Genomic DNA, 20570 nt, shown 5'->3' on the forward strand with positions numbered 1-20570 from the left:
CAAGACAGCCGTGAATTTATCATGATTCACGGCTGTCTTGTTATAATATCCTGTCTAAAAAAAGTGACAGGGGATAAATGAACCGGTTATACTGTTTCAGAGCATCCATATCCAGCTTCATGTTTTTGTAAGGATTTGAATCGTCCGTATAGAAATAGATGTCTGTTGTCTGGTTACCATTTTTTATAATTTTCCCGTTCAATGGTATCGCGTCCACATCCTCGAACTTTTCAAGGGGAAGGCCTTCAATAGAACCGGTTTCCTGTTTGCCGAGACTATTTGTATAGTGATTGAACAGTACAAATCCTTTTCGGGCATAATCAATGTGAATGCCGTACGGACGGTTGCGGTAAAAGTTTTCTCTGGCTTTTTCCTGATAATTTTCCATTATAATACCGGTTTGACAATTTCAATCTTCAATCCGAGTGCATCAATGATACGGCAGAACGTACTGATACCCGGATCTACAATACCTTTTTCTATTCTGGAGATATAGGACTTGTTGGTCCCGATTTTTTCAGCCAGTTCGGACTGGGTCATCTTTTCCTTCTTTCTGGCATCACATATAATCTGTCCCATGCAGTAGGCGTATGCCTCCTTACGGAACTCCTCACGTTCAGGTGTTCCCGGCTTGCCGAATTCCTCATCCATGATAGCATCGATGCTGGTCAGGTTTTCATTTTTTGTTTTCATAATACTCCTCCTTTATCTTTAATGCCTTTTCTATTTCGGAAGGCGGTGTCTTCTGTGTCTTTTTCTGAAATCCGTTGAACAGGATTACGATGTTCCCGTCATCAAATATGAAGAATACCCGGAAGATGTTGCCTCCATATTCAGCACGGATTTCATATAGCTCTTCACGCAGATACTTTACGAACTTGCTGCTTACCCTTTCCTGAACTTTCAGCATATCAAGAATATAGTATATCTTGCGGGCTTCCTCTTTTCTAATGGATGATATGAAGTCCGTGAAATAATTCTTGTAGGCTGATATGGTCCGTTCCTGTTTCATGCAGCAAAGATATAAAAAGTTTACATATCAGGCAACCTTGAAAGATAAAAAAGATTTTATGCTTTATTACCCAGGTCTGTGAAGTTGATGCACCCCGTTACTATAAAATCCTCTTTTCCGTAGTCAGCCAGTGATTTCAAATCAGAGAGGCTTTTACAGTAGAAAAATATCGTATTATCATATTCTTCAGGTATATCAGTAATTGCGATGTTTACGTATTCAGTATTAAGACTGTCTTTCCATATAATCTCGCACTCTGCAAGTTCAGGTTTTCTCCCGTATCTTTCGACAAATCTCTTGAAACCGTTTTCCATATCTTTTTTTACGGCTTCTATGTCGCAGAGAATGGTATAATTGTCACACTTCTCACACCATCCATATAGGAATGACTCATCATCATAATTATAGAACTGTTTTGTATTCGGATTGATGAAGGCATTGCATATTACATGATTTCCTCCACATTTGCAACATATAACATTTTCTTCCAGTCCTGTATTTTTTATCTGAAAGATATTTGTTATGGCTTCCAGTATCTCGTTAAGCCATACCGGATTGGCCAGAGCCGCCTCATGGCGGCTTGTGACCTTGTAATTTTCTCCGGTTATCTTATCATGGACTTCAAGTGTGATTCCTTTTCCGACAGCAGTTACCTTGTGTACGGAGCATTCGCACGGATCACCCATCTTGTCAAACCAGATTACGTAAACCGGATTGTCATTGTCTGTCAGTATTACTTCGGAAACCGAGTTTACCTTCATCAGTGCAAGTATCCTGCTGATGATTTCATCGCACAGGTTTTCAATTCTTTTTTGGAAAATATTCATATTCAGATAAGATTTAGATGTTGGACTTCTTTTTTGTATTTCTCCAGTGAAGACTTGTATCCCTGTTCATGGATAACGTCCTTCAGCTCTTTCAGGGTATATGTCCGGGCTACGTCCAGTCCGTAGTCTTCCGCAAAGGCTTCTATTCCGGTCAGACAATACCCCATATTGCGGTGTACCGTTTCTGCATTGATTTCCATCGAATCATCCGTTTCTTTGGGGAGTACAGTTTGTTCCTTCAACTGACGGATCTTGTATTGCAGGCCGGAGGCGAGCCTTTCCATGTTCCTGTCATGGTAGGTCAGTCCGTCCTTGCGGATACAGTATTCCACTGTCTGCCCCATGAAAGAGTTGCGGAATATTTCGCAACCCCGTATGGTACGGATATGTTCCACCTCATAATACCGCATGGCCTGTACATCCTTCAAATCCTTTTGAATCTTCGGAATCCGGAATTGCGGGTCGTTGTCACATATTGTCTTTTCCAGCCATGTCCGGTGGAATGTGGTAATCTGTTTTCTGAACACTGTTTCGGCAGGCATATATCGGTTGGGATGGCGTGTCATGATGAGATAGTATTCACTTTCATGCCATCCGCGTTTACATTTTTGCAGGGCAATGTAAGTGAGTCCTATACGGCAGTATCGGCGGCTGTCATTACGATCTCTGATATGCTCGAAATCCGTTTCACATCCATAGAATTCGGCCGGAAGTCCTGTATATTTCTGGAACTCCATGACACGCTCCTTGAAATAACGGATATTATCCTGGTCTTTTTGACATAACAGCCTGGACATTTCAGGTGTGATGAATTCCATCCGCAGATAATGGAAGAATTGCGGCTTCTCCTTGAGAACCTTCTCGGCAAGTTTTCTGGTCTGTAGTTTTTTCGGCAGTTGAGGAAACCAATACATGCTGTTTCCGTGTTCGGTGAAATATTCCACAAGTTCCCTGTTCCAGCGTTCCGATGTAATATCCGGATAGAACGAATCCCTTCTGGCCAGTGCCATACAGACCTCTTTCGTCATCAGGTTCGGCTCAAGATGGAAGTTGTAACTGTTGATATCTCTCTTTACTTCAAGTGTATGAATAAGTCTTTCCGGTGTCCGGAATCGTCCGGGAAGTTTGTTAAACAGGTTAGGTTCCAGCTCCATTGCTTTGTCAGCCATGGCATCATCCGCATGTTTGGAGAACCACTCGTAATGTCCGTATGAATCGAAAATGTCGTGCAGGTTGCCTGTCTTGTGACAGATGGCCTTCCATACGGTGTCATAGTCAAGCCAGCATGTATCCACTTCCTTGATACAGCGTATGGCCCATTCCTTGTAGTATGCTGCCTGTTTGAAACATTTAGGCATCATTTTGTCGATAGTCATGGTTGCGATACGTCCGTCATGGATCAGTTCTTTCCAAAGTCTGAAATCCTTGGCTTGTCGCGGAACGAAAGAAAGCATGACGCTTGTTTCATATAAGAACTGCTGTTCATACCTCTCTGAACAGTACCGGTAACCTCCGTTTTGCTGTACGTCACGGTAAAGGGAGTATATTGCATCACGGACTGTTCCGTTGTTCCATGAGGATGAAGGTATCAGATGCAGGTAGTGCATGAAATTCCTGTGTGCGAACAGCGATTCAAGTATGTCACTGTTCCTGTATTTTTCCGGTATGTCAGGAAAATTACTCTTTTCGGCCTTTATTGCCCTTAGACAAATCTGGCGGTTACGTTTTTCTTCAGGTATCTTCGAAAGCTGCCAGGAACGCCATCCGTAATCATCTGTTTTGAATATACTGTCAAGTATTTCAGAAGTAATATATTTCTCCGGCAGATAGTTGACCAGTTCCGGACGGTGTTCGGCTGCGGCCAGTTCAACCATTTCCATTGTGATGAATTTGTCCGGCATATAGGATATAGCCTTTGTCATATTGATTTCTTTCATGATTCCAGTTTTTTAGGTTTGATGACTTTTATAAGTTGTGTTTTGCGGAATACATATACCGTTTTCCCTTTTTCACTGACTCTTTTGGGAAGGCTTTTCCAGGTATCCCATCCGTTGACAATTTCCGGAGTGAATTCCAGTTTTCCCGTTTCGCCGATTACGGCAAAGGAAAGTCCTTTGTCCAGAGGGGAAGGCGTATGGTCCTTGTCGGGAACAAAGACAGAAAATTCAGGATTGCTGATTTCATAGATTTTTCCTTCATAGCCCAGAAACCATCTGCCATTTTCATACAGGTAAGTCCAGTCACCGAGCAGGAAGAACTTTTCCTTGCCGGATATTTCCTTTGCTTCGTGAATGGGATTCCCATTATTCAAAGGCCAACAGCTTGTCTTGTTTTCATTTGATGAGAGGCTGCCTCCCAGATGGAGCAGGTTTCCCAAAGCGAGCAGTTTTCTCACCCTGTCTTCCGTACGGTAGAATGTCCTGAGTATTCTTCCGCAGTTTTCAAAATCCCCTTTTTCAAAAACGGTGATGTACCGTATTCCTTCCGGCAGGGACATTCCGATGTAAGTGTTTTCATCATTTGTCATAGTCGTATATTTTTATATGATTGTTTATGAATGGGATTCTTTGTCATTCCAAGTCTCTTGCGCGGACTGGATTATAGGGACAGGACTGTACCAGGTAATTGGTATTTCTGCCCTGAGTCTGACTGTGCTGTCTGAAACATTCGATGTCATCTTCCTCCAGTTTCAGTTTTCTTCTGTTCTTTTGCAGGAAGTCTGCTGCCTTTTCTATGGAAGAGAAGACCGCCTTTGGCTCGAATGAACTGTATTCGTGCCATGCGTTGCAGCTGAAAAGGATATACATTTCAGCCTTTATTCTGTTACTTGCTGCCATATCTTATCTTATTATTACGGTTGATAAACGACAAAGCCCGATTCCGCTGGTGACGGAACCGGGCCTGTCGTATTTCGGTTTCAGGTTCTAATTCTGGTTATATGAAAGCAGGAAATCGGCCATTGCTCCGTTCTGTGGAATCATGGCAGGAAAATCAGTCTTTCCAGGCTTGTAGATTTCTGTCGCTACATTGTAGACATCCCACGCTGTAATGCGTGGCTGTTCAAGTGAGAGTTTGAGCAGTTCTTCCGTAAACACGGAAATCTGTCCCTGGTTAAGCGGATAGGTATCCACCTGTGATGCCAGTCTTTTGTCTGCACTGTCATGGGATACACGCAGAGCCGTCAGCATACCGATAATCATGTATAATTCACCGGGTGTCAACACCTTTTCCTTGAGCCTTTGGATTCGGCTTCTGTCCGCATCCATGTCACGCTCAAAATTGCGCATCCAGTCATCCACCTTCCCGAACAGTTCCTCGGTAGTCACCTTGTCCTTGCCGTAGTTGGCAACGCTTCGTTCGGGTGAAAGGATACACTGGTTGTGGCAGATACGTACGCAGGGACCTATTGCCGCCTGGATACCGTCCTGATGGTAGGCTACCACGAGTGTGGTTGTCAGTTCGTCGGTATCCCCGTTCAGAATACGGATTGTTGTGAAGATTCTGCGCAGTACATGTGCCTCTACCGCCTTCTCTCCATAGGTCTGTTCCACCTGTGGCAGGATGACCACTCCGGGCTGTGTCCGGTTCTTGTTCTGGGCGGCGAAGATTTCCTCCACCTCGTAGTTCAGGTTGTGACGGCGGCAGATGTCCGTCATGCGCTGGATGACCTGGTAGTGGTAGATTCCCCTGACCGGATTGCCGTAGATGTCGTTCTCCTTGTAGGTACGCTGTAGTGTTTCAAGGTCCATTACTTCGATTCCGTTGTTCTGGAAATCAAACTGTCTCTGATTGTTCAATGTTGCTAAAGCTTCCATAATTATATTTTTTAAATGGTTGGTAATTATTTGTCCAATAGGTTGATGATACGGACTGCCTCTTTGAAGCGTCCGATATTTTCCGGAAGAGGATTCCTGTATTCCTCTTCCTTCATGCGTCTTATAGAAGGTATTCCCGTCAAGGGCAGAGCCTGGTTGACTTTCCATCCGTCGGTGAATGCCTTCGGCTGGAGACTGTCATGACAGATCACTTCCCCGACACATCCGTGGACGAGCATGTTGCATACGGTCATCATGCAGCAGGTCCGGCTGATGTCTTCTCCGACCAGGTAGTTTCCCGGATTGTGCGCATGGTATGCCAGCAGGAGTCTTCCGCTTCCGCATGTAGGGTCTCCCATCCTCTGTCCGGTCTCTTTTTTACCTGCCGCGCACATGACCATGAGTTCACAGATATGTGACGGCGTGAAGAACTGTCCGTTTGCCTGCTGTCCCGGTTTTGAGCAGTAAGCCATGTGGAGTTCACCGAAAGCGTCGAACCAGCCCGACCTGCCGATCTGCCTCTGCATGATACGTGTCCATTCGGCTGTCATTTCCATGAACGAGGCGTTTTGCTGACGCTTGTATTTCCAGTTGCTTATTGGCGGTGCTCCAGGAGAGAAGCCGTGGATGATGAAACGCAGCAGGTCGTTGAATACGGTCTGTATTTCATAGCCGCATGATGAGGCAAAGCCTGTGATGAGCCTGTCGAGTGGCCTGACTTCGTTGGAGATTTCATATCGTGCCATATTCCTTTATTTTATAATTGGTTATAGACTGTCGTTGATTCTGTATACTGTTACGGTATGGTTTTCATTGTCCGTGTGTATTCTGACGGGACCGTATCCCATGAATTTCATGCGGATTTGTCCGTGCTGTCCCATACCGTTCCACTGCTCACGTGATATTTCCTTAATATCCATGCGGTACCCCCAAAGTACAAGAGAGTCAGGCAGGATTCCCTTGTAGAGTCTGCCTTTCAGGATTGCGGCCAGTTCGTCCAGCTCGCTCCGGCTGTACAGCGTGAATGAATCGCTGCGGAAGGTGTATTCGCCTGTCCTTTCCCTGTCCCGGTGTTTCATGATATGATAGCGGAACCAGTTACGGGTGGTGTAACCGTCATACAACGGATTCGGTTCTCTGTATTCCCATTTCCTGACCGGAGCATCGAACCTGAGACTGCCCGTATTGCTGCGCTTCCCGAATCCCCATGTTCTGAATATGCGTATTTCAGAACCTGCGGGTTTCATGTTCCGGATATTGACCTGAGTCCAGGGACTTCCGGTGGTATCATAGGCGGCTTTTCCCATGTCATCGAAACAGAATACCGTTTCCGGTATCAGGCATATATCCGCATATTTGCCTGTTATCCGTTCTATATGAGCCTTTCCGAAATAGTCACCAGAACGTGAGACAAATTCAACGCAGTCTCCTTCTGTCGGGCACATCTGCCTGCTTCGGACATTCTCCATCAGTTCCAGCATACGGTTCACTTTCCGTACTTCCTTTTCTGTAATGGGATACCCGAAGTCACCGTTTGCCAGTTCAAGACTGTCAAGGTCATATCGTATCTTTGTATTCATCCTGTTCTCCTCCTGTTTTGTGTATAGCGTTCAACCTGTCGGGTGATCATATCACAGAATTTCTGGCCGTTTTCTTCCTCACCCCTGAAATAGGCGGCCATCATCAGCAGGTTCTTGTTGTAATAATGCACCCATTTGTCATGGAAATGTGCGCCGGGAACCTGTCCGAATGTTTCCTGAAACAGTTCCAGGGTCAGATCCTCGTCCTGTCTCCTGTTGTATTCCCATATTGCCAGAAGCAGCATGTCATTGTAATTCAGTCTCATATTGCGTTGGTATTTGAAATGGCCATTATGATGTTGCAGCAACCGATTTCCCGGACATTCTCCTTCAGCTTTCCGTTGTTTACCAGTCTGTCGTATGCCTCATGCACAAACCTGTATGCAGGCGAATCATATCCGATACCGTGAAGATGTGATGTCGTCGCCACATTTATCCGTGATGCCATCATGGAAAGTATGTCCTCTTTCCCTGCCCGGCGGTTGCTGAAGGCATCCAGTATATTCCGGTGGATGCACGTTCCGTATCTGGCACGGTAATATTCCATTTCTTCTTCATCGGTGAAGGAATACACCTCTTCCGCTATCGTATCCTTTACAAGACGGAATGTACGGCCTCCTTTTTTCAGTATGGCTGTAATCTGTGGAATATGCAGTGTTTCACAGTAGCCGCTTATTTCCATCGGATGCACGTACAGGCGTGTCTTTCCTTTTACAAGATAAATGGCCTGTGATGTACAGCCTGTTCTGTCCGTGTCGAATCCCTCTCCATGAAATTTCTCTTTTATTTCCTTGTAGAATGCGTCCGTTTTCTCATGGGAAAGACCTTTTCCCCATTCATATCCGCTTTCCAGACTGAAAAGCAGATGGAAGAGGGTTGTCCGCCCTGTCTTGCTTTCCCAGTAGCCGTAAAGGTCAGTCGTGCCAGATTTCGGTCCGAACCTGTATCCGTCCGGAGTATAGCTTTCCATCACTTCCAGGAGTGAGTTCATGAAATTTTCCGATTCTTCCGAATTCCACCATTCTGACGTATCGTCATCCATGGCATAAGCCGGTATATGGTTCATAACCTGCAGGCATTCCGGAGTTTCTTTCAGAATGTCCAGCATCCTTGTGACGGCTTCCTTCCTTTGCCTGATGGAGAACAGTTCCGTTCCGGTATCCGCGTGAAGCCTGTTCTGTGTCTTCTGGTCTGTAATCATGACTTCTGATTTTTATTGTTATACATTGTCTGCCTGTAAGGTACAGGCATTCTTATTTCTTGTTGTCCCTGTTGTCTGTTTGCCCGCATCCCTGCAAGGCTTGGCGGAAAAAAATACCGGAGCGAAGCGAGGATGATTTTTTTCCAGACAACCAGCCCGGCAGGGCCGCCTTGCGGGAGTTGCGCGGCAAACAGCTATTTTTGCAGCAAGAAATGAGGATGCGTGATTGTTTTTTATGATAGACTGAAAATGACTACATTTGCAGATGAAATATCTATTGTAATATGACAAAGGCAGAGCTTGTTAAAGAAATATCTCAGACTACAGGTACAGATTCAGTCACGATTCTGTCTGTAATAGAAAGTTTTATGTCAGAAGTAAAGTCTTCACTGGAGCGAGGAGATGAGGTGACCCTTCGCAGTTTCGGAACTTTCTGCTTGAAACATCGTGCGGAAAAGGTTGCACGTAACCTGTCATTGAATACGTCAATGGTTATACCGGAACATGATATACCATCATTCAAGCCATCCACTGAATTTTTGAAAAGACTGAAATGAAACTTATTTTATATTCAGCAGATTTAAGTACGGAACTTGAGCTGGCTTTTGCTGATCAGGGAATTCGTGCAGGTTTTCCTTCTCCAGCCCAGGATGCAATGACAGAAAGTATTGATTTGAACAAGGAACTTGTCAGACATCCTGCAACGACATTTTACGCCCGGGCCGTAGGTGATTCCATGCTCGGGTGCGGTATTGATGACGGTGACTTGTTAATTATAGACAAGGGACTGGAGCCGGGAGACGGCGACATTGTGGTAGCCTATATCGATGGAGAGTTTACTTTAAAAAGAGTCCGATTGGAACCTGATGGAAGTTGTTTGTGGCTGATGCCTGAAAATGACTCCTATCATCCCATTAAGGTAACGGAAGAAAATGATTTTATCGTATGGGGAGTGTTGACTTATAACATCAAGTGCCAGAAAAACAAAAAACACAGATAGTATGGTGGCTCTCGTTGACTGTAACAATTTCTATTGTTCCTGTGAACGGGTTTTTAATCCCGATTTGCGGACTGTTCCCGTTGTTGTCCTGAGCAACAATGACGGCTGTGTGGTTGCACGCAGCAATGAAGCAAAAGCATTGGGCATTCAGATGGGGACACCGCTGTTTCAGATTCGGGATATGTTAGAAAAGAATAGAGTGGCTGTATTCAGTTCAAATTATTCCCTTTATGGTGATATGAGTCGCAGGGTTATGTTGCTTTTGTCGGAATATGCTTCTGAATTGACCCAGTATTCCATAGATGAAGCATTTCTAGACCTGAACGGCATTTGTAAAGATGATAGCCTTCATGCATACGGGAAGAAAGTAGTCCGTGCAGTTACCAAAGGAACCGGAATACCGGTAACAATGGGTATATCCTATACTAAAACCTTAGCGAAGGTTGCAAGCCGCTTCGGGAAAAAATATAAGGGATATGAAGGCGTGTGTATCATAGATTCTGAAGAGAAGAGAGAAAAAGCCCTACGACAGACAGATATAGGTGATGTTTGGGGCATCGGATTCAGGAATAGGAAAAAATTGAACTATTATGGCATCCGTTCAGCATGGGATTTTACACAGAAATCTGAAAGATGGGTCAGACAGATTCTTACAATAACCGGTGTGAGGACATGGCGTGAATTGCGCGGAGAAAATTGTATTGAAATTGAGAACCTTGCAGAAAAGCAGAGTATCTGTACAAGCCGTAGTTTTGCCGATGCTGGCATAGCCAGTCTTGATGTACTTGAAGAGGCTGTTGCAAATTTTGCTTCCTCTTGTGTACGTAAGCTCAGAGAACAAGGAAGCTGTTGTAGGGCAGTTACATTGTTTGCTTATACGAGCAGATTTCGTCAGGACTTACCAAGTTTGTCCGTCAACAGAACATTCTATCTGCCTGTACCTTCCAATAGTTCTCAGGAGATTATCGGAACTGTAGTAAAAGGTTTACGAAATGAGTGGAGGAATGATAAAATATATCATTTTAAAAAGGCTGGTGTTATCTTATGGAATATTTGTCCAGATTCAGCAATACAGACCGATCTCTTTGATAAGATTGACAGGAACAGGCTGAAAAGACTGGAAGATACCATTGAAGCAATCAATCGGAAAAACGGTCATAATACGGTAAAAATAGCTGTTCTTGGAAATGGCAAAGGATGGAATTTGAAATGTGAGCATATTTCCAAACAATACACTACCAACTTGAAAGATATTATTGATGTTAAGTTGAAGTGAAGGCGGAAATAGATTATCCATTCCCGCCTTTTTCTTTTTTAATTATGTATGTATGCTCCATCCGTGGAAACGTTCCATGGTGACTGCAAAGGATTCGTCCGGATTTCCATGATACAGCAGTCCTCCAACTATGCCTGTATTCCCGTCCGGATAACGTTCGCGGAATCCGAACGAATACGGCGCATGGTCGTAATAAAGTTCGATTTCGCATGGACGGTTATCGTTCTTTTCCCATTGCTTGAGACGTTCAAGACAGTTTTCCAGTGTCTTGTCATTGATGGATTTTGCATACTGTACGACCTTGTCGTAATGCTCTTGTGAACAGCAGATTTTCATATCGTTTGAATTTATTGGTTAGTAAATGTTTTTTCAGTCAATCCAGAAAGTACCGCAATGAGGGCATCTGCATCCGGCTGGATATTCATTAGAATATCTCACGTCACGATGGCGTTTGTAGTTCATGTCACCGAAGGTGCATTTCCCACTTCGGAATGTCTGCTCATAAGCGGCTTCCTGTTTCTTGTATTCAGCCATCCGGCTTTTTCGGACAGATCCGGTAAAAGGTATCATGCCCGTTTCCCATTTTGTGGAATCACACCAGTCATTGGTCATGCCGCAGACTTCATTGGCATAGGAATAGTGTACCTGTGAATCGACAAACAGGTTCTCCCTTCGGAAAGGGAAAGTGATGTCCAACGGAATGCGTACATGATGTCCGGAACCGTTCCGGCTGTCGGCAATGGCGACCACTACATTCCCGTGGAAACGGATGCTCTTGAAATCGTTCTCAGGGTCTTTGCTGATGAGCCTGTCAAACATGGCGTTGAAGTAGATGCGTAGTTCTCCGCCGTATGTGGCATTCTCTACCAGTTCTTCAATCTTCTCGTCAAACTGCCCCTTTTTCAGATGCAGTGCACGGCGTACCTTATGGCAGGCCATGGCGACTGATTCTCCCCGCAGTGAACAACCGGTCAGATATCCGCTGATTTCCACTCCGAGCGAATAGAAGAAATTAGTGACGGACGAGTTGCGTATCAGATCCTTTACCGGGTCGGAATCGTTCCGGTCGTAGATAAGTTCCCTGATTTCATCTTCATGATCTTCAAACTCTCCGGCTAAATTGTCCGTTTCCATATTCTTTCTTGTCTCCTCCAGATAGTCGTGCATGTTTGAACTTTCCTGTTCTTCATACCATTCGTATGCCTTTTCATAGAGTTTTTCCATATTGTTGGAACGGATGCATTCCTCCTGGATGTCTTCATGCTCATCAAGATCATCCCGGTAGTCCACGTAGTAGAGGCTTACATACTGTGGAATATAGTCTGTAAGTTGTAATGTCTGGTTCATGATTCCTGATTTTAAGAGTTATACAAACGAAAAAGCCCTGCTTGTCGTGCAGGGCCTGATTCTTGTGGAACTGAAACCTTTGGAATGTCTGTTTGTATGGTATCTCCATGTCTCAAGCAGATAATCCTTGGTTTCCTTGATACTTCCGTGTACCATACATCCTTTTTCATCATACAGGTAGCAGGTGTTAAGGAGAACCGGTATGCCGTCATACACCTTGTACATGTGCAGCTCAATATCATTCTTTATGGCGGCGGACTTTTCCTTTTCTACTTTTCTGTGTATGGCTTTTCTGACCTTGCCGATATGAGGAGAGGTATAGCCGATTATTTCCGAATGGAATGCAAACTGATATTTTTCCATAACACTTTGTCCGTATTAAAATTCTGATATAAGTTCATCTTCATATACCTCCAGTTCAAGACCGCTCTCGACAATCCTGACCAGCCAGCGGCATTCCAGTCTTTCCATCAGTTCGACGGCACGGTATCCCTTATAGGGACGTTTCAGAAATACAATGTCTCCAGTTTTCATATTTGTTCCTCCTTTTTATTGTGCGTAGATTGTTTCTATCAGTTCTGCATCCGTAAGATAGCGCAGTTCCTGTGTGGAGCAGAACAGGCAGATGCCATCCAGCAGTTCATTTGCCGCAGCATCCAGGTTCCGTACTCCTTCGATCAGAGATTCTTCCAGTTCCTTGCTTGAAACAAGATATATTCCGTGAATGTCTTGAACAGTTCTCAAAGGGAAACGTCTTTCCTGATAGATGATGTCCTTTATCATGTCATCCTGTGGTGGCAGTTTGGCGCTGATTGTCTTGAACTGTTCGGGTGCGAGTTCCTTCAACCTGTCAGGATTGAAGCGGAACATTCTGAATCCCTGATATTCAAATCCGGCAGGTTCTGCTATTCTGTTAATGGTCAGGAAATCATGCACATGTCTGTTGCAGTCCCGGTTGTCCACATAGGCATGGAACGGGGGAAGGGAATTGAGGTTGACGGTGATGTCCGTGTAGGATTCCCAGCATTCCGGATTCTCTTTAGACCGGGATTCAAGTCCTACATACAGATTGTCATTGTCGATATAACTGTTCAGGACGAGTCTGACCTCAATGCGTTCAGCCGGATCTGTGGCTGTTTTCCAGTATAGAGTGTTCGATTTGTTCATACTTGTATTGTTTTTATGAGGGAATACGGCAGTTATTCTACCGCATTCCCCCGAATGTTATGATTTGATATTTATTTGTTCCTGTGCCGATTCCTTTTTCACGGTCCTCAATCTTTTTAGGAGATACAGGAAATATTCACGGTCATAGATCCGAAAAAGAAATTCCTCTGATGTTTCCTTGATGTGTCCGATGAAAGTTGCGGATTCCCTGCCGGGAGGATATTGAAAGAAATGTCCGTCGGAAACAAGAGTGAGCTTCTTTCCTGATACATGGTCTATCAGTTCGTCCGGAGTTGCGTAATGTCCTTTTCCTTTATAGAACTGATAATGGTTCCGGCGAAGACTTTTCAGGGTATTCGCCATGTCCGTCCTTGCTTGTCTGGAATCTGATTGGATGACAAGGTTGCAGATGAATACAGGCTGTTTCCCGTCCACTGAAAAATAATAGGGAATGAATCTGGTTCCGGTTGTGACCGTTTTGCTTGTTTCCTCTTTTGAGATTACGGCTTTCCGGTTGATGATTGTCATGTACATGTCTATTTCGTTATCCAGTTGAATTTGCGGTGTGTATGCCGGTCTCATGCCTTTAAAGTAACGGCTTTCTCTGGTGAAACAGAAAATATATACACTGTTGTAATTGTAATCTCCGGCAAAGAATGAATCCTGCTTCATACGGAGTGGACGTCCTACGTGTAACAGGTCATAATATTCACCTTCTGTAATTTCTTTGAACGGTGCACATAATGATTGGAGATACAGGCGGTTCATCTTGTCAATCCTTTTGGAAGTGACGACTGTCAGATACGGGTTATTCTCCTGTGTGCGCAGTTCTTCAAGAGTCTCTCCCCCACGGTCACTTCGGACTCCATCGGTCATACAAGTCAGGCATGTTCCGTTGTAGTATCGTGAATCGATTACATATCTCAATCGGTCTTTCATGGCTTATAGGTTTTGAAGGTTCAACACTCTTTTGACTGCATATACGGCATTCTGTGTAAGCTGCCGTTGCCATGCCTTATATTTGGGCGACCATTTGAAACCGTATGATTTCAGTTCCTTTCGCTTCTGGTCGTCCGGAATACTGTCAAACAGGATTTGCAGGCGGTCTGCCTCATAGTTCCATACCAGCGTTCCACCTTCAAATTTCAGTTCACGGTTTTCCCGTTCTCTGATTTCCTGAAGTTTCAGTCTGGCCTGGCGTGCCATTTCCGGCAGTTGGAAGAAACGGTTTCGTGGAGTGATAATCGGTTTTTTGCATTGTGCATTGAAGTCTGTAATGAAGTCCACCGCTTTCTGTACGATTTCCACTTCTCCTTTTCCCGCATAGGTGCTTACTTTATTAAGGATACTGCTGACAAACAAGGCACGGCTGTATCCTCTTGCTTTACCGGTATCAATATCATGAATGGTCTGTGCGCTGCTTGCAATGTCACGCTTCAGACGGTTCCATGCCTCTTCCTGCTTCTGTTCTTCCGGTTTGGCAGCCTCTTTCATCCTTTCCATGGCAGCCTTGAAGCGGTTACGCCAGTCATGAAATTCATCAAATCTGTTCTGGTATGCATCCAAGGCCTTGTTGTTGCGCTGGCAGTTGAATTTGGCAGGCCCTGTCACCATCGGACTGGCACATCGTGAGAGACTGCCCAGCAAGGCAGAGAACTTACTATGGTATGCACTGACATACTCGTTCTGCTTTTCTTCCGGAATCTGTTTCAGATCCTCTACAAGTTGTTTTTCATATTGCATGATGTCTGTTTCCGCCCTTGCTTCAGGTTCGTAGGAACTCCATCTATACGCGTTGTATGCAGCATCAAGCAGGTCTTCCAGATAGCCGGGATACAGGAATTCCACAGCTTCCCATTTTTCAAATTCAGACGGATGAAGTTCTGTTTCTCCGTCTGCCGCTTCGATGGTGTGTACATAGGACCCCATTCCCGTACGGCGTTTACGGAAATGAAAAAGGACGGCTTCGTCATCCGTCCCTTGTTCTCTGATTTTCTTCACTCGGTAAGCATTCTTTCTTGTCAACGTGATAACCGTCTGTTTTCCGGTCTTGTCCTTCATGAGGTCTGCTACTGTACCTTCACATACCTTCTTTCCAACTTCTTCAGTCATATTCTTTTATTTAAATTAGACATGACCGGCTCCGTGGAGCCAGTATTTCAATTTCTTACTGGCCCGGCTGTTCTTTGCCAATGACCGGTGCAAGGCTTGGCGGAAAAAAATACCGGAGCGAAGCGAGGATGATTTTTTTCCAGCCAACCAGCCCGACAGGGCCGCCTTGCACAGTCAGTGGCAAAGGGCGATATTTGCTGTAAGAAATGAAATAATGGATATTATGCTGGATGATATTTTATAGTAAAGCATGTTCTTTGTGCCTTATAGCAAGTTTGATTTTTTGCATTATTTAAGAATATGGGTCCTTAATGTGGAGTATAGACTTGTTCCGTAATATGAAAATAAACTAATATGAATAAAAGAAAAATGAAGCTTAGTATTTTTCTTTTATTAGTTGTAGACATGTTGTAGCGGAAAAAATGTTGTAGATTTGTTGTAGGAATCAAAAAAAAGGAGTTAAGATGTTTATCTTAACTCCTTGATTTTCAGCAGTCGGGGTGACTGGATTCGAACCAGCGACCACACGCCCCCCAGACGCGTACTCTAACCGGGCTGAGCTACACCCCGTCACTTTTGTTTTGCGAGTGCAAAGGTAACACTTTATTTTGAATCTGCAAACAAAAAAAGATTTTTTTTGCTTTGTCCTCAAGAGGCTATTTAAATTTATATGAATATCAGGTAATACCCGTTAGCGGAATTAATGTTGTATATAATTCTATTAGGGCTACTTCATTCTATGTCCTCCAATGAGGGGATGTATATCCCTGGTATGGAGGACATAAAACCAAACCGTCTGCGGATGGGGGTTATGAACCAAGATAATAGCTAAACTATGAGCGTGTTTTTCATTGTTTCTCTACTACAATTCTGTTATCCCATCGTTTCTGAATAAAAATCAAGCATATCATAAATATCATCTTGAGTGGCAGTCTGGTTGATATGAATATCACCTACTTCGCTGATTAGTGTAAAGTTAACCTTTCCTTCAGCACTGTTTTTCTTATCATGACACATAAAAGCATACAAACGCTCATAATCCTCGCAGGTGAAAGCCACACGGCCATAATTTTCTTTAATAAATTGCAAAGTCTGACGAAGTTTTTCCTTGGGGAATCCCATACGTAAGTGAGAATAATACAGTTCGCATACCATCCCAGCCGCTACAGCATAACCGTGCAAAATAGGACGACCATTTTCCAAAGCAAGACTTTCGAAAGCATGTCCTACCGTATGCCCGAAATTTAACGCTTTACGGATACCTTTTTCAAATGGGTCTTGTCTTACAATCTGCTCTTTCACCTCAATGGACTTACCTACCAATCTTTGTAGGCACCCGTAATCAATCCGGTTCAAATCAAAACCAACCAGTTCGCTCCAGTGGCAGGCGTTACTGATTAGCCCATGTTTCAACATCTCCGCATAACCAGAAAGCAGATTTTCCCGGTCAAGCGATTTCAGAAATCCGCAGTCTATCAATACAGATTCGGCTGGGGCAAATGCGCCGATTTCATTCTTCAGCCCATTGAAATTTATGCCAGTCTTTCCTCCCACAGATGCATCTACCATCCCCAACAATGTGGTCGGAATATTAATCATCGAAATACCCCGCTTAAAAGTAGCAGCTGCAAAACCTCCTAAATCGGTTACCATACCTCCGCCTAAATTTATCATCAGCGAACGACGTGTAGCCCCTTTCAAACTCAATTGCGTCCACACATACGCCAATGTTTCCAGGTTTTTGTGCACATCCTCTACCCCTATACAAATTTCAACGGCATTTTTCAAGAAAGGAAACCTACAGATAATCGGAAAACAAAAGACATGTGTGTGTTCATCTGTCAAGACAAACACTTTGTCGTGTTCACTTTTCGTTACCGCTTTCTTTAAATCATTTTCCAACTGATTGCAAATTACTACTTCCTGCATACTCATAATTATTTGTTTATTTGGGGGCAAAAATAGAAAAAAGTTAGCAGCAAGACGAAAGCATTAACAAATATTCAGGATGAAAGATTAAACCTTATCTTGCTTTTTCTGTCAAACAGGCGACAAACATTTAGACATTAATTAAAAGAAGACAATGAAAACGTGGGTTATGGGGTTACTACTGATGTTCGCAGGAACAGCAACCTTTGCACAAGGCAACAGTAGATTAGGAAAGATTTCAGGAAGTGTAATTGATGCAGATGACCAATCACCGGTAATGGAAGCTACAGTACAAGTGTTATCATTACCAGACAGCACAATGGTGACTGGTCAATCAACCGATTTGAACGGACGGTTCTCGATCAATGTACGTCCGGGAAATTATGCATTGAAAATATCATTTATAGGCTATACATCTGATGTAAGAAGGGTGTCTATTACAAAATCCAAACCAAATCTGAATATCGGAACGGTAAAAATGCACATGGATGCCGTAATGTTGGAAGCGGCAACCGTAGTAGCCCAGGCTCCCGAAGTAACCGCAGTAGCAGATACACTGGTGTACAACAGTTCGGCATACCGCGTACCTGAAGGCTCTGCCCTGGAAGAACTGGTAAAAAAACTTCCCGGGGCAGAAGTGGACGAAAATGGAAAAATCACCATCAATGGCAAAGAAATTACGAAAATCATGATTGACGGAAAAGAGTTTTTTGCAGATGACCCTAATATCGCCATGAAAAACCTTCCAGTCAACATCATCGACAAAGTACGGGCATACGACAAACAATCAGATATGGCACGTGTGACAGGTATTGAGGATGGTGAAGAGGAAACCGTGCTTGACCTAAGCGTAAAGCCGGGTATGAACCACGGATTTTTCGGGAACGTAGACGGAGCGTACGGTACAGAAGACCGATATAGTGCCAAACTGCTTGCCAACTACTTCAAAGACAAAAAACAATTCACCGTTATAGGTTCGGCAAACAACGTAAATGATAATAGTTTTCCCGGTGGAGGTGGCGGTTTCCGCCGTCAGGAAAACGGCCTGACAGCTGTGAAAATGCTGGGAGCGAACTTTGCTACCGAAAACGACAAGTTCAAATCGGAAGGAAGTATAAACTTCAATTACAAAGATGCTGACCAAATCAGCAAACAGTCGTCTGAGACATTCGTTTCCACCGAAAGCAGTTCGTTCAAGAATGCTATGGACCATACACGCAATAAAACGACCAATCTGACAGCAGATGCTTTCATGGAATGGCGTCCGGACACAATGACCACGCTGATATTCCGGCCACGTATCCGTTATGGAAAAACTGACAACAGCAACGGACAGAATTCATACACTTTCGACCAAGACCCTGTATATTCTACAGATGAACTGTTCAACACCGATGATATTACCTCACTGGTGCCCGAAGCCAACATTGTCAATAGCGTGTTGAAAAACTCGTTGAGCAAGAGTGATGATATTACTGCCGGAGGTTCGGTGATTATCAACCGCAGACTGAACAGCGAAGGACGCAACATCACCTTCCGCGGCAGATACAACTATACGAATAGCAGCAGCGAACAATTTTCACTTTCAGAAACCGAATATTTCCAACAAACGGATGAAGAACGATTCGAACGTTTAAACCGGTATATCAATACTCCCACCAAAAACAGTGAATACAATGCGCGGCTGACCTATAGCGAACCTATATTCAAAGGTGGGTTTTTACAATTCGGATACAACTTCCAGTATAGCCACTCTACCACCGACCGTTCTACTTACGACATGCCCGAAGAGTGGACCCTTGACGGCAACACTTCCGGAGGAACACTCAATACCGACTTAAGTAAGAATGCCACCTATAATTATTACAATCACCAGGTAGATGTTTCATTCCGTTGGATACGCGAAAAGATGCGTTTCAATATCGGTATGTCCTTCCAACCCCAATGCTCTACACTTAGTTATTCGCAAGGCGACTATCAAGTAGATACTGTACGGAACGTGTTCAACTTCACACCGACCCTAGACTTCCGCTACCGCTTCTCCAAAACCAGCCAGTTGCGTATCCGCTACCGTGGAAGAAGTTCACAACCTGATATGATAGATCTGCTTCCGATTTCGGATAATACCGACCCTCTGAATGTAACGGTAGGAAATCCGGGACTGAAGCCAACTTTCACCAACCATTTGCGCGTGGAATACAACATATTCAAAACCGAAACCCAGCGTGGTATGTTCTCGTTCTTCAGTTTCCAAAACGTACTAAACGACATCAGCAACCGACGTATTTATAACTCTGAAACCGGAGGATACACCACCATGCCTGAAAATATCAACGGAAACTGGAACTTATTCGGCATTGTGGGAAGTAACATTGCCTTACGTGACAAACGTTTTACCATCAACACCTTTACACGTGCCAATTACCAAAATATGGTGAGCTATATCAGTGATAACCAGACCACAACTGATGCCGATAAGAACACTACCAAACGACTGTCATTAGGCGAACGTTTACGCGGAACGTTCCGAAATGACTGGTGGGAGTTATCACTCAACGGTTCACTGGATTATACCCATTCGCGCAACAGTTACCAAACATCGAACAATATGGATACTTACCAATTTTCGTACGGAGCCAGTACCAACGTGCGCCTGCCTTGGAACATGACTATATCGACTGATATTTCTCAAAATTCACGTCGTGGATACACCGATGCCAGCATGAACCGAGACGAACTGATATGGAATGCACAGATAGCTCAAGATTTCCTAAAAGGCAATGCAGCTACAGTAAGCATTCAGTTCTATGACATTCTGAAAAATCAAAGCAACATCAGCCGTACCATCAGTGCAGCCGTGCGACAAGATACCGAATACAACGCTATCTACAGCTACTGTATGGTACACTTCATCTACCGACTGAACCTCTTTGGAGGCAAACAAGGACAAATGGGTGGTCCCGGCTTCCGTGGAGGACATGGTCCGCACGGACCTCGCCGGTTCTAAAAAACGATCAACAAACGGGCACTTATACTTTATTATACTCACCGCTATCATTCACATCCAAGAAAAGGCTCACAGCGTCGCCGACAGAACACCTGTGAGCCTTCTTTTTGCATAGAGCCAAGACATGCTGACATAAAACCATTTTTTTAACCTGACTATACAAGTCTTACCGGACATCGAACCCCACCGTCAAGTTAGAAGTGCAACTCCGCCACCGCCTTCCTCCGTCCTTGGAGCGTAGCGAAAAGGGCGGAGGAAGGCGGTGGAAGCCCGGAATCAGGGTCATCCGGCAATACA

24 protein-coding genes and 1 tRNA gene are annotated in these 20570 nt (G+C 44.2%); 4 read left to right on the top strand and 21 right to left on the bottom strand.

Annotation, left to right across the window (positions count from 1 at the left end; translation table 11 throughout):
- Window positions 1-40: 40 nt before the first annotated feature.
- The 12 genes from B5F25_RS03680 to B5F25_RS03735 form a co-directional block, all read right to left on the bottom strand.
- Window positions 41-388 carry a hypothetical protein gene (locus B5F25_RS03680; protein WP_007560866.1) on the bottom strand — a complete coding sequence of 116 codons (348 nt, stop codon included), beginning with the start codon at window positions 386-388 and terminating at the stop codon, window positions 41-43.
- A complete protein-coding gene (locus tag B5F25_RS03685; RefSeq protein WP_013619027.1) occupies window positions 388-693 on the bottom strand; it encodes a helix-turn-helix transcriptional regulator in 306 nt (101 codons plus the stop codon). Before B5F25_RS03685 ends, B5F25_RS03680 begins: the two co-directional genes overlap by 1 nt.
- The gene (locus tag B5F25_RS03690) at window positions 677-1012 is read right to left on the bottom strand and encodes a type II toxin-antitoxin system RelE/ParE family toxin (protein WP_087247662.1); all 336 of its coding nucleotides are present in this window, start codon (window positions 1010-1012) and stop codon (window positions 677-679) included. The genes B5F25_RS03685 and B5F25_RS03690 overlap by 17 nt, the downstream gene beginning before the upstream one ends.
- Window positions 1013-1068: 56 nt before the next feature.
- Window positions 1069-1839 carry a hypothetical protein gene (locus B5F25_RS03695; RefSeq protein WP_087247664.1) on the bottom strand — a complete coding sequence of 257 codons (771 nt, stop codon included), beginning with the start codon at window positions 1837-1839 and terminating at the stop codon, window positions 1069-1071.
- Between the two features lie 2 nt (window positions 1840-1841).
- The gene (locus tag B5F25_RS03700) at window positions 1842-3776 is read right to left on the bottom strand and encodes a hypothetical protein (RefSeq protein ID WP_087247666.1); all 1935 of its coding nucleotides are present in this window, start codon (window positions 3774-3776) and stop codon (window positions 1842-1844) included.
- The gene (locus tag B5F25_RS03705; RefSeq protein WP_004326298.1) at window positions 3773-4366 is read right to left on the bottom strand and encodes a hypothetical protein; all 594 of its coding nucleotides are present in this window, start codon (window positions 4364-4366) and stop codon (window positions 3773-3775) included. Before B5F25_RS03705 ends, B5F25_RS03700 begins: the two co-directional genes overlap by 4 nt.
- Window positions 4367-4409: 43 nt before the next feature.
- Window positions 4410-4676 carry a hypothetical protein gene (locus B5F25_RS03710; protein WP_022052945.1) on the bottom strand — a complete coding sequence of 89 codons (267 nt, stop codon included), beginning with the start codon at window positions 4674-4676 and terminating at the stop codon, window positions 4410-4412.
- A gap of 87 nt (window positions 4677-4763) precedes the next feature.
- Complete coding sequence (locus B5F25_RS03715) at window positions 4764-5654, bottom strand: hypothetical protein (RefSeq protein WP_004326295.1); 891 nt, start codon at window positions 5652-5654, stop codon at window positions 4764-4766.
- A 26-nt stretch (window positions 5655-5680) separates the two neighbouring features.
- Entirely contained in the window at window positions 5681-6400 is a 720-nt protein-coding gene (locus tag B5F25_RS03720) for an N-6 DNA methylase (RefSeq protein WP_087247668.1), read from the bottom strand.
- A gap of 21 nt (window positions 6401-6421) precedes the next feature.
- Window positions 6422-7234 (bottom strand): DUF4121 family protein, encoded by an 813-nt coding sequence (locus tag B5F25_RS03725; protein ID WP_087247670.1) that lies wholly within the window; start codon window positions 7232-7234, stop codon window positions 6422-6424.
- Window positions 7231-7500: a hypothetical protein gene (locus B5F25_RS03730; RefSeq protein WP_009121403.1), complete on the bottom strand. Its 270-nt coding sequence runs from the start codon at window positions 7498-7500 to the stop codon at window positions 7231-7233. The genes B5F25_RS03725 and B5F25_RS03730 overlap by 4 nt, the downstream gene beginning before the upstream one ends.
- Window positions 7497-8435, bottom strand: coding sequence for a hypothetical protein (locus B5F25_RS03735; protein ID WP_087247672.1), 939 nt, complete (start codon window positions 8433-8435; stop codon window positions 7497-7499). The genes B5F25_RS03730 and B5F25_RS03735 overlap by 4 nt, the downstream gene beginning before the upstream one ends.
- A 284-nt stretch (window positions 8436-8719) precedes the next feature.
- On the opposite strand from B5F25_RS03735, the gene B5F25_RS03745 reads away from it, so the two are divergent.
- The 3 genes from B5F25_RS03745 to B5F25_RS03755 are packed head-to-tail and all read left to right on the top strand — an operon-like array spanning window position 8720 to window position 10711.
- A complete protein-coding gene (locus B5F25_RS03745; RefSeq protein WP_013619016.1) occupies window positions 8720-8992 on the top strand; it encodes an HU family DNA-binding protein in 273 nt (90 codons plus the stop codon).
- Window positions 8989-9435: a translesion error-prone DNA polymerase V autoproteolytic subunit gene (umuD, locus tag B5F25_RS03750; RefSeq protein ID WP_013619015.1), complete on the top strand. Its 447-nt coding sequence runs from the start codon at window positions 8989-8991 to the stop codon at window positions 9433-9435. The genes B5F25_RS03745 and umuD overlap by 4 nt, the downstream gene beginning before the upstream one ends.
- 1 nt (window position 9436) lies before the next feature.
- Complete coding sequence (locus B5F25_RS03755; protein WP_013619014.1) at window positions 9437-10711, top strand: Y-family DNA polymerase; 1275 nt, start codon at window positions 9437-9439, stop codon at window positions 10709-10711.
- 42 nt (window positions 10712-10753) lie between these two features.
- Here the strand turns inward: B5F25_RS03755 and B5F25_RS03760 are convergent, their stop codons facing one another.
- The 9 genes from B5F25_RS03760 to aroB all read right to left on the bottom strand — a co-directional run bounded on the left by B5F25_RS03760 (window position 10754) and on the right by aroB (window position 17272).
- Window positions 10754-11047 carry a DUF4120 family protein gene (locus tag B5F25_RS03760; RefSeq protein WP_013619013.1) on the bottom strand — a complete coding sequence of 98 codons (294 nt, stop codon included), beginning with the start codon at window positions 11045-11047 and terminating at the stop codon, window positions 10754-10756.
- A gap of 33 nt (window positions 11048-11080) precedes the next feature.
- On the bottom strand, window positions 11081-12058 hold the full coding sequence (locus B5F25_RS03765) for a hypothetical protein (protein ID WP_013619012.1): 978 nt from the start codon (window positions 12056-12058) through the stop codon (window positions 11081-11083).
- 18 nt (window positions 12059-12076) lie between these two features.
- Window positions 12077-12421: a hypothetical protein gene (locus B5F25_RS03770; protein ID WP_087247674.1), complete on the bottom strand. Its 345-nt coding sequence runs from the start codon at window positions 12419-12421 to the stop codon at window positions 12077-12079.
- A 15-nt stretch (window positions 12422-12436) separates the two neighbouring features.
- Window positions 12437-12592 carry a hypothetical protein gene (locus B5F25_RS22110; protein ID WP_008152292.1) on the bottom strand — a complete coding sequence of 52 codons (156 nt, stop codon included), beginning with the start codon at window positions 12590-12592 and terminating at the stop codon, window positions 12437-12439.
- 15 nt (window positions 12593-12607) lie between these two features.
- A complete protein-coding gene (locus B5F25_RS03775) occupies window positions 12608-13225 on the bottom strand; it encodes a DUF4313 domain-containing protein (RefSeq protein WP_046404748.1) in 618 nt (205 codons plus the stop codon).
- A 57-nt stretch (window positions 13226-13282) separates the two neighbouring features.
- Window positions 13283-14164 carry a hypothetical protein gene (locus B5F25_RS03780; RefSeq protein WP_087247676.1) on the bottom strand — a complete coding sequence of 294 codons (882 nt, stop codon included), beginning with the start codon at window positions 14162-14164 and terminating at the stop codon, window positions 13283-13285.
- A gap of 3 nt (window positions 14165-14167) precedes the next feature.
- Window positions 14168-15337 carry a hypothetical protein gene (locus B5F25_RS03785; RefSeq protein WP_087247678.1) on the bottom strand — a complete coding sequence of 390 codons (1170 nt, stop codon included), beginning with the start codon at window positions 15335-15337 and terminating at the stop codon, window positions 14168-14170.
- A gap of 495 nt (window positions 15338-15832) precedes the next feature.
- A tRNA-Pro gene (locus B5F25_RS03795) sits at window positions 15833-15907 on the bottom strand.
- A 303-nt stretch (window positions 15908-16210) separates the two neighbouring features.
- Window positions 16211-17272: a 3-dehydroquinate synthase gene (aroB, locus tag B5F25_RS03800; RefSeq protein WP_087210933.1), complete on the bottom strand. Its 1062-nt coding sequence runs from the start codon at window positions 17270-17272 to the stop codon at window positions 16211-16213.
- A 148-nt stretch (window positions 17273-17420) separates the two neighbouring features.
- Here aroB and B5F25_RS03805 point away from each other — a divergent pair, with 148 nt between their 5' ends.
- Complete coding sequence (locus tag B5F25_RS03805) at window positions 17421-20273, top strand: TonB-dependent receptor (RefSeq protein WP_087247680.1); 2853 nt, start codon at window positions 17421-17423, stop codon at window positions 20271-20273.
- Window positions 20274-20570: the final 297 nt, after the last annotated feature.

The sequence above is a fragment of the Bacteroides sp. An19 genome, from assembly GCF_002160215.1.
GTDB lineage: Bacteria > Bacteroidota > Bacteroidia > Bacteroidales > Bacteroidaceae > Phocaeicola > Phocaeicola intestinalis.

Coding starts and splice junctions, on each gene's coding strand:
- B5F25_RS03680 (WP_007560866.1), bottom strand. CDS start 388: ATGGAAAATTATCAGGAAAAAGCCAGAGAAAACTTTTACCGCAACCGT.
- B5F25_RS03685 (WP_013619027.1), bottom strand. CDS start 693: ATGAAAACAAAAAATGAAAACCTGACCAGCATCGATGCTATCATGGAT.
- B5F25_RS03690 (WP_087247662.1), bottom strand. CDS start 1,012: ATGAAACAGGAACGGACCATATCAGCCTACAAGAATTATTTCACGGAC.
- B5F25_RS03695 (WP_087247664.1), bottom strand. CDS start 1,839: ATGAATATTTTCCAAAAAAGAATTGAAAACCTGTGCGATGAAATCATC.
- B5F25_RS03700 (WP_087247666.1), bottom strand. CDS start 3,776: ATGAAAGAAATCAATATGACAAAGGCTATATCCTATATGCCGGACAAA.
- B5F25_RS03705 (WP_004326298.1), bottom strand. CDS start 4,366: ATGACAAATGATGAAAACACTTACATCGGAATGTCCCTGCCGGAAGGA.
- B5F25_RS03710 (WP_022052945.1), bottom strand. CDS start 4,676: ATGGCAGCAAGTAACAGAATAAAGGCTGAAATGTATATCCTTTTCAGC.
- B5F25_RS03715 (WP_004326295.1), bottom strand. CDS start 5,654: ATGGAAGCTTTAGCAACATTGAACAATCAGAGACAGTTTGATTTCCAG.
- B5F25_RS03720 (WP_087247668.1), bottom strand. CDS start 6,400: ATGGCACGATATGAAATCTCCAACGAAGTCAGGCCACTCGACAGGCTC.
- B5F25_RS03725 (WP_087247670.1), bottom strand. CDS start 7,234: ATGAATACAAAGATACGATATGACCTTGACAGTCTTGAACTGGCAAAC.
- B5F25_RS03730 (WP_009121403.1), bottom strand. CDS start 7,500: ATGAGACTGAATTACAATGACATGCTGCTTCTGGCAATATGGGAATAC.
- B5F25_RS03735 (WP_087247672.1), bottom strand. CDS start 8,435: ATGATTACAGACCAGAAGACACAGAACAGGCTTCACGCGGATACCGGA.
- B5F25_RS03745 (WP_013619016.1), top strand. CDS start 8,720: ATGACAAAGGCAGAGCTTGTTAAAGAAATATCTCAGACTACAGGTACA.
- umuD (WP_013619015.1), top strand. CDS start 8,989: ATGAAACTTATTTTATATTCAGCAGATTTAAGTACGGAACTTGAGCTG.
- B5F25_RS03755 (WP_013619014.1), top strand. CDS start 9,437: ATGGTGGCTCTCGTTGACTGTAACAATTTCTATTGTTCCTGTGAACGG.
- B5F25_RS03760 (WP_013619013.1), bottom strand. CDS start 11,047: ATGAAAATCTGCTGTTCACAAGAGCATTACGACAAGGTCGTACAGTAT.
- B5F25_RS03765 (WP_013619012.1), bottom strand. CDS start 12,058: ATGAACCAGACATTACAACTTACAGACTATATTCCACAGTATGTAAGC.
- B5F25_RS03770 (WP_087247674.1), bottom strand. CDS start 12,421: ATGGAAAAATATCAGTTTGCATTCCATTCGGAAATAATCGGCTATACC.
- B5F25_RS22110 (WP_008152292.1), bottom strand. CDS start 12,592: ATGAAAACTGGAGACATTGTATTTCTGAAACGTCCCTATAAGGGATAC.
- B5F25_RS03775 (WP_046404748.1), bottom strand. CDS start 13,225: ATGAACAAATCGAACACTCTATACTGGAAAACAGCCACAGATCCGGCT.
- B5F25_RS03780 (WP_087247676.1), bottom strand. CDS start 14,164: ATGAAAGACCGATTGAGATATGTAATCGATTCACGATACTACAACGGA.
- B5F25_RS03785 (WP_087247678.1), bottom strand. CDS start 15,337: ATGACTGAAGAAGTTGGAAAGAAGGTATGTGAAGGTACAGTAGCAGAC.
- aroB (WP_087210933.1), bottom strand. CDS start 17,272: ATGAGTATGCAGGAAGTAGTAATTTGCAATCAGTTGGAAAATGATTTA.
- B5F25_RS03805 (WP_087247680.1), top strand. CDS start 17,421: ATGAAAACGTGGGTTATGGGGTTACTACTGATGTTCGCAGGAACAGCA.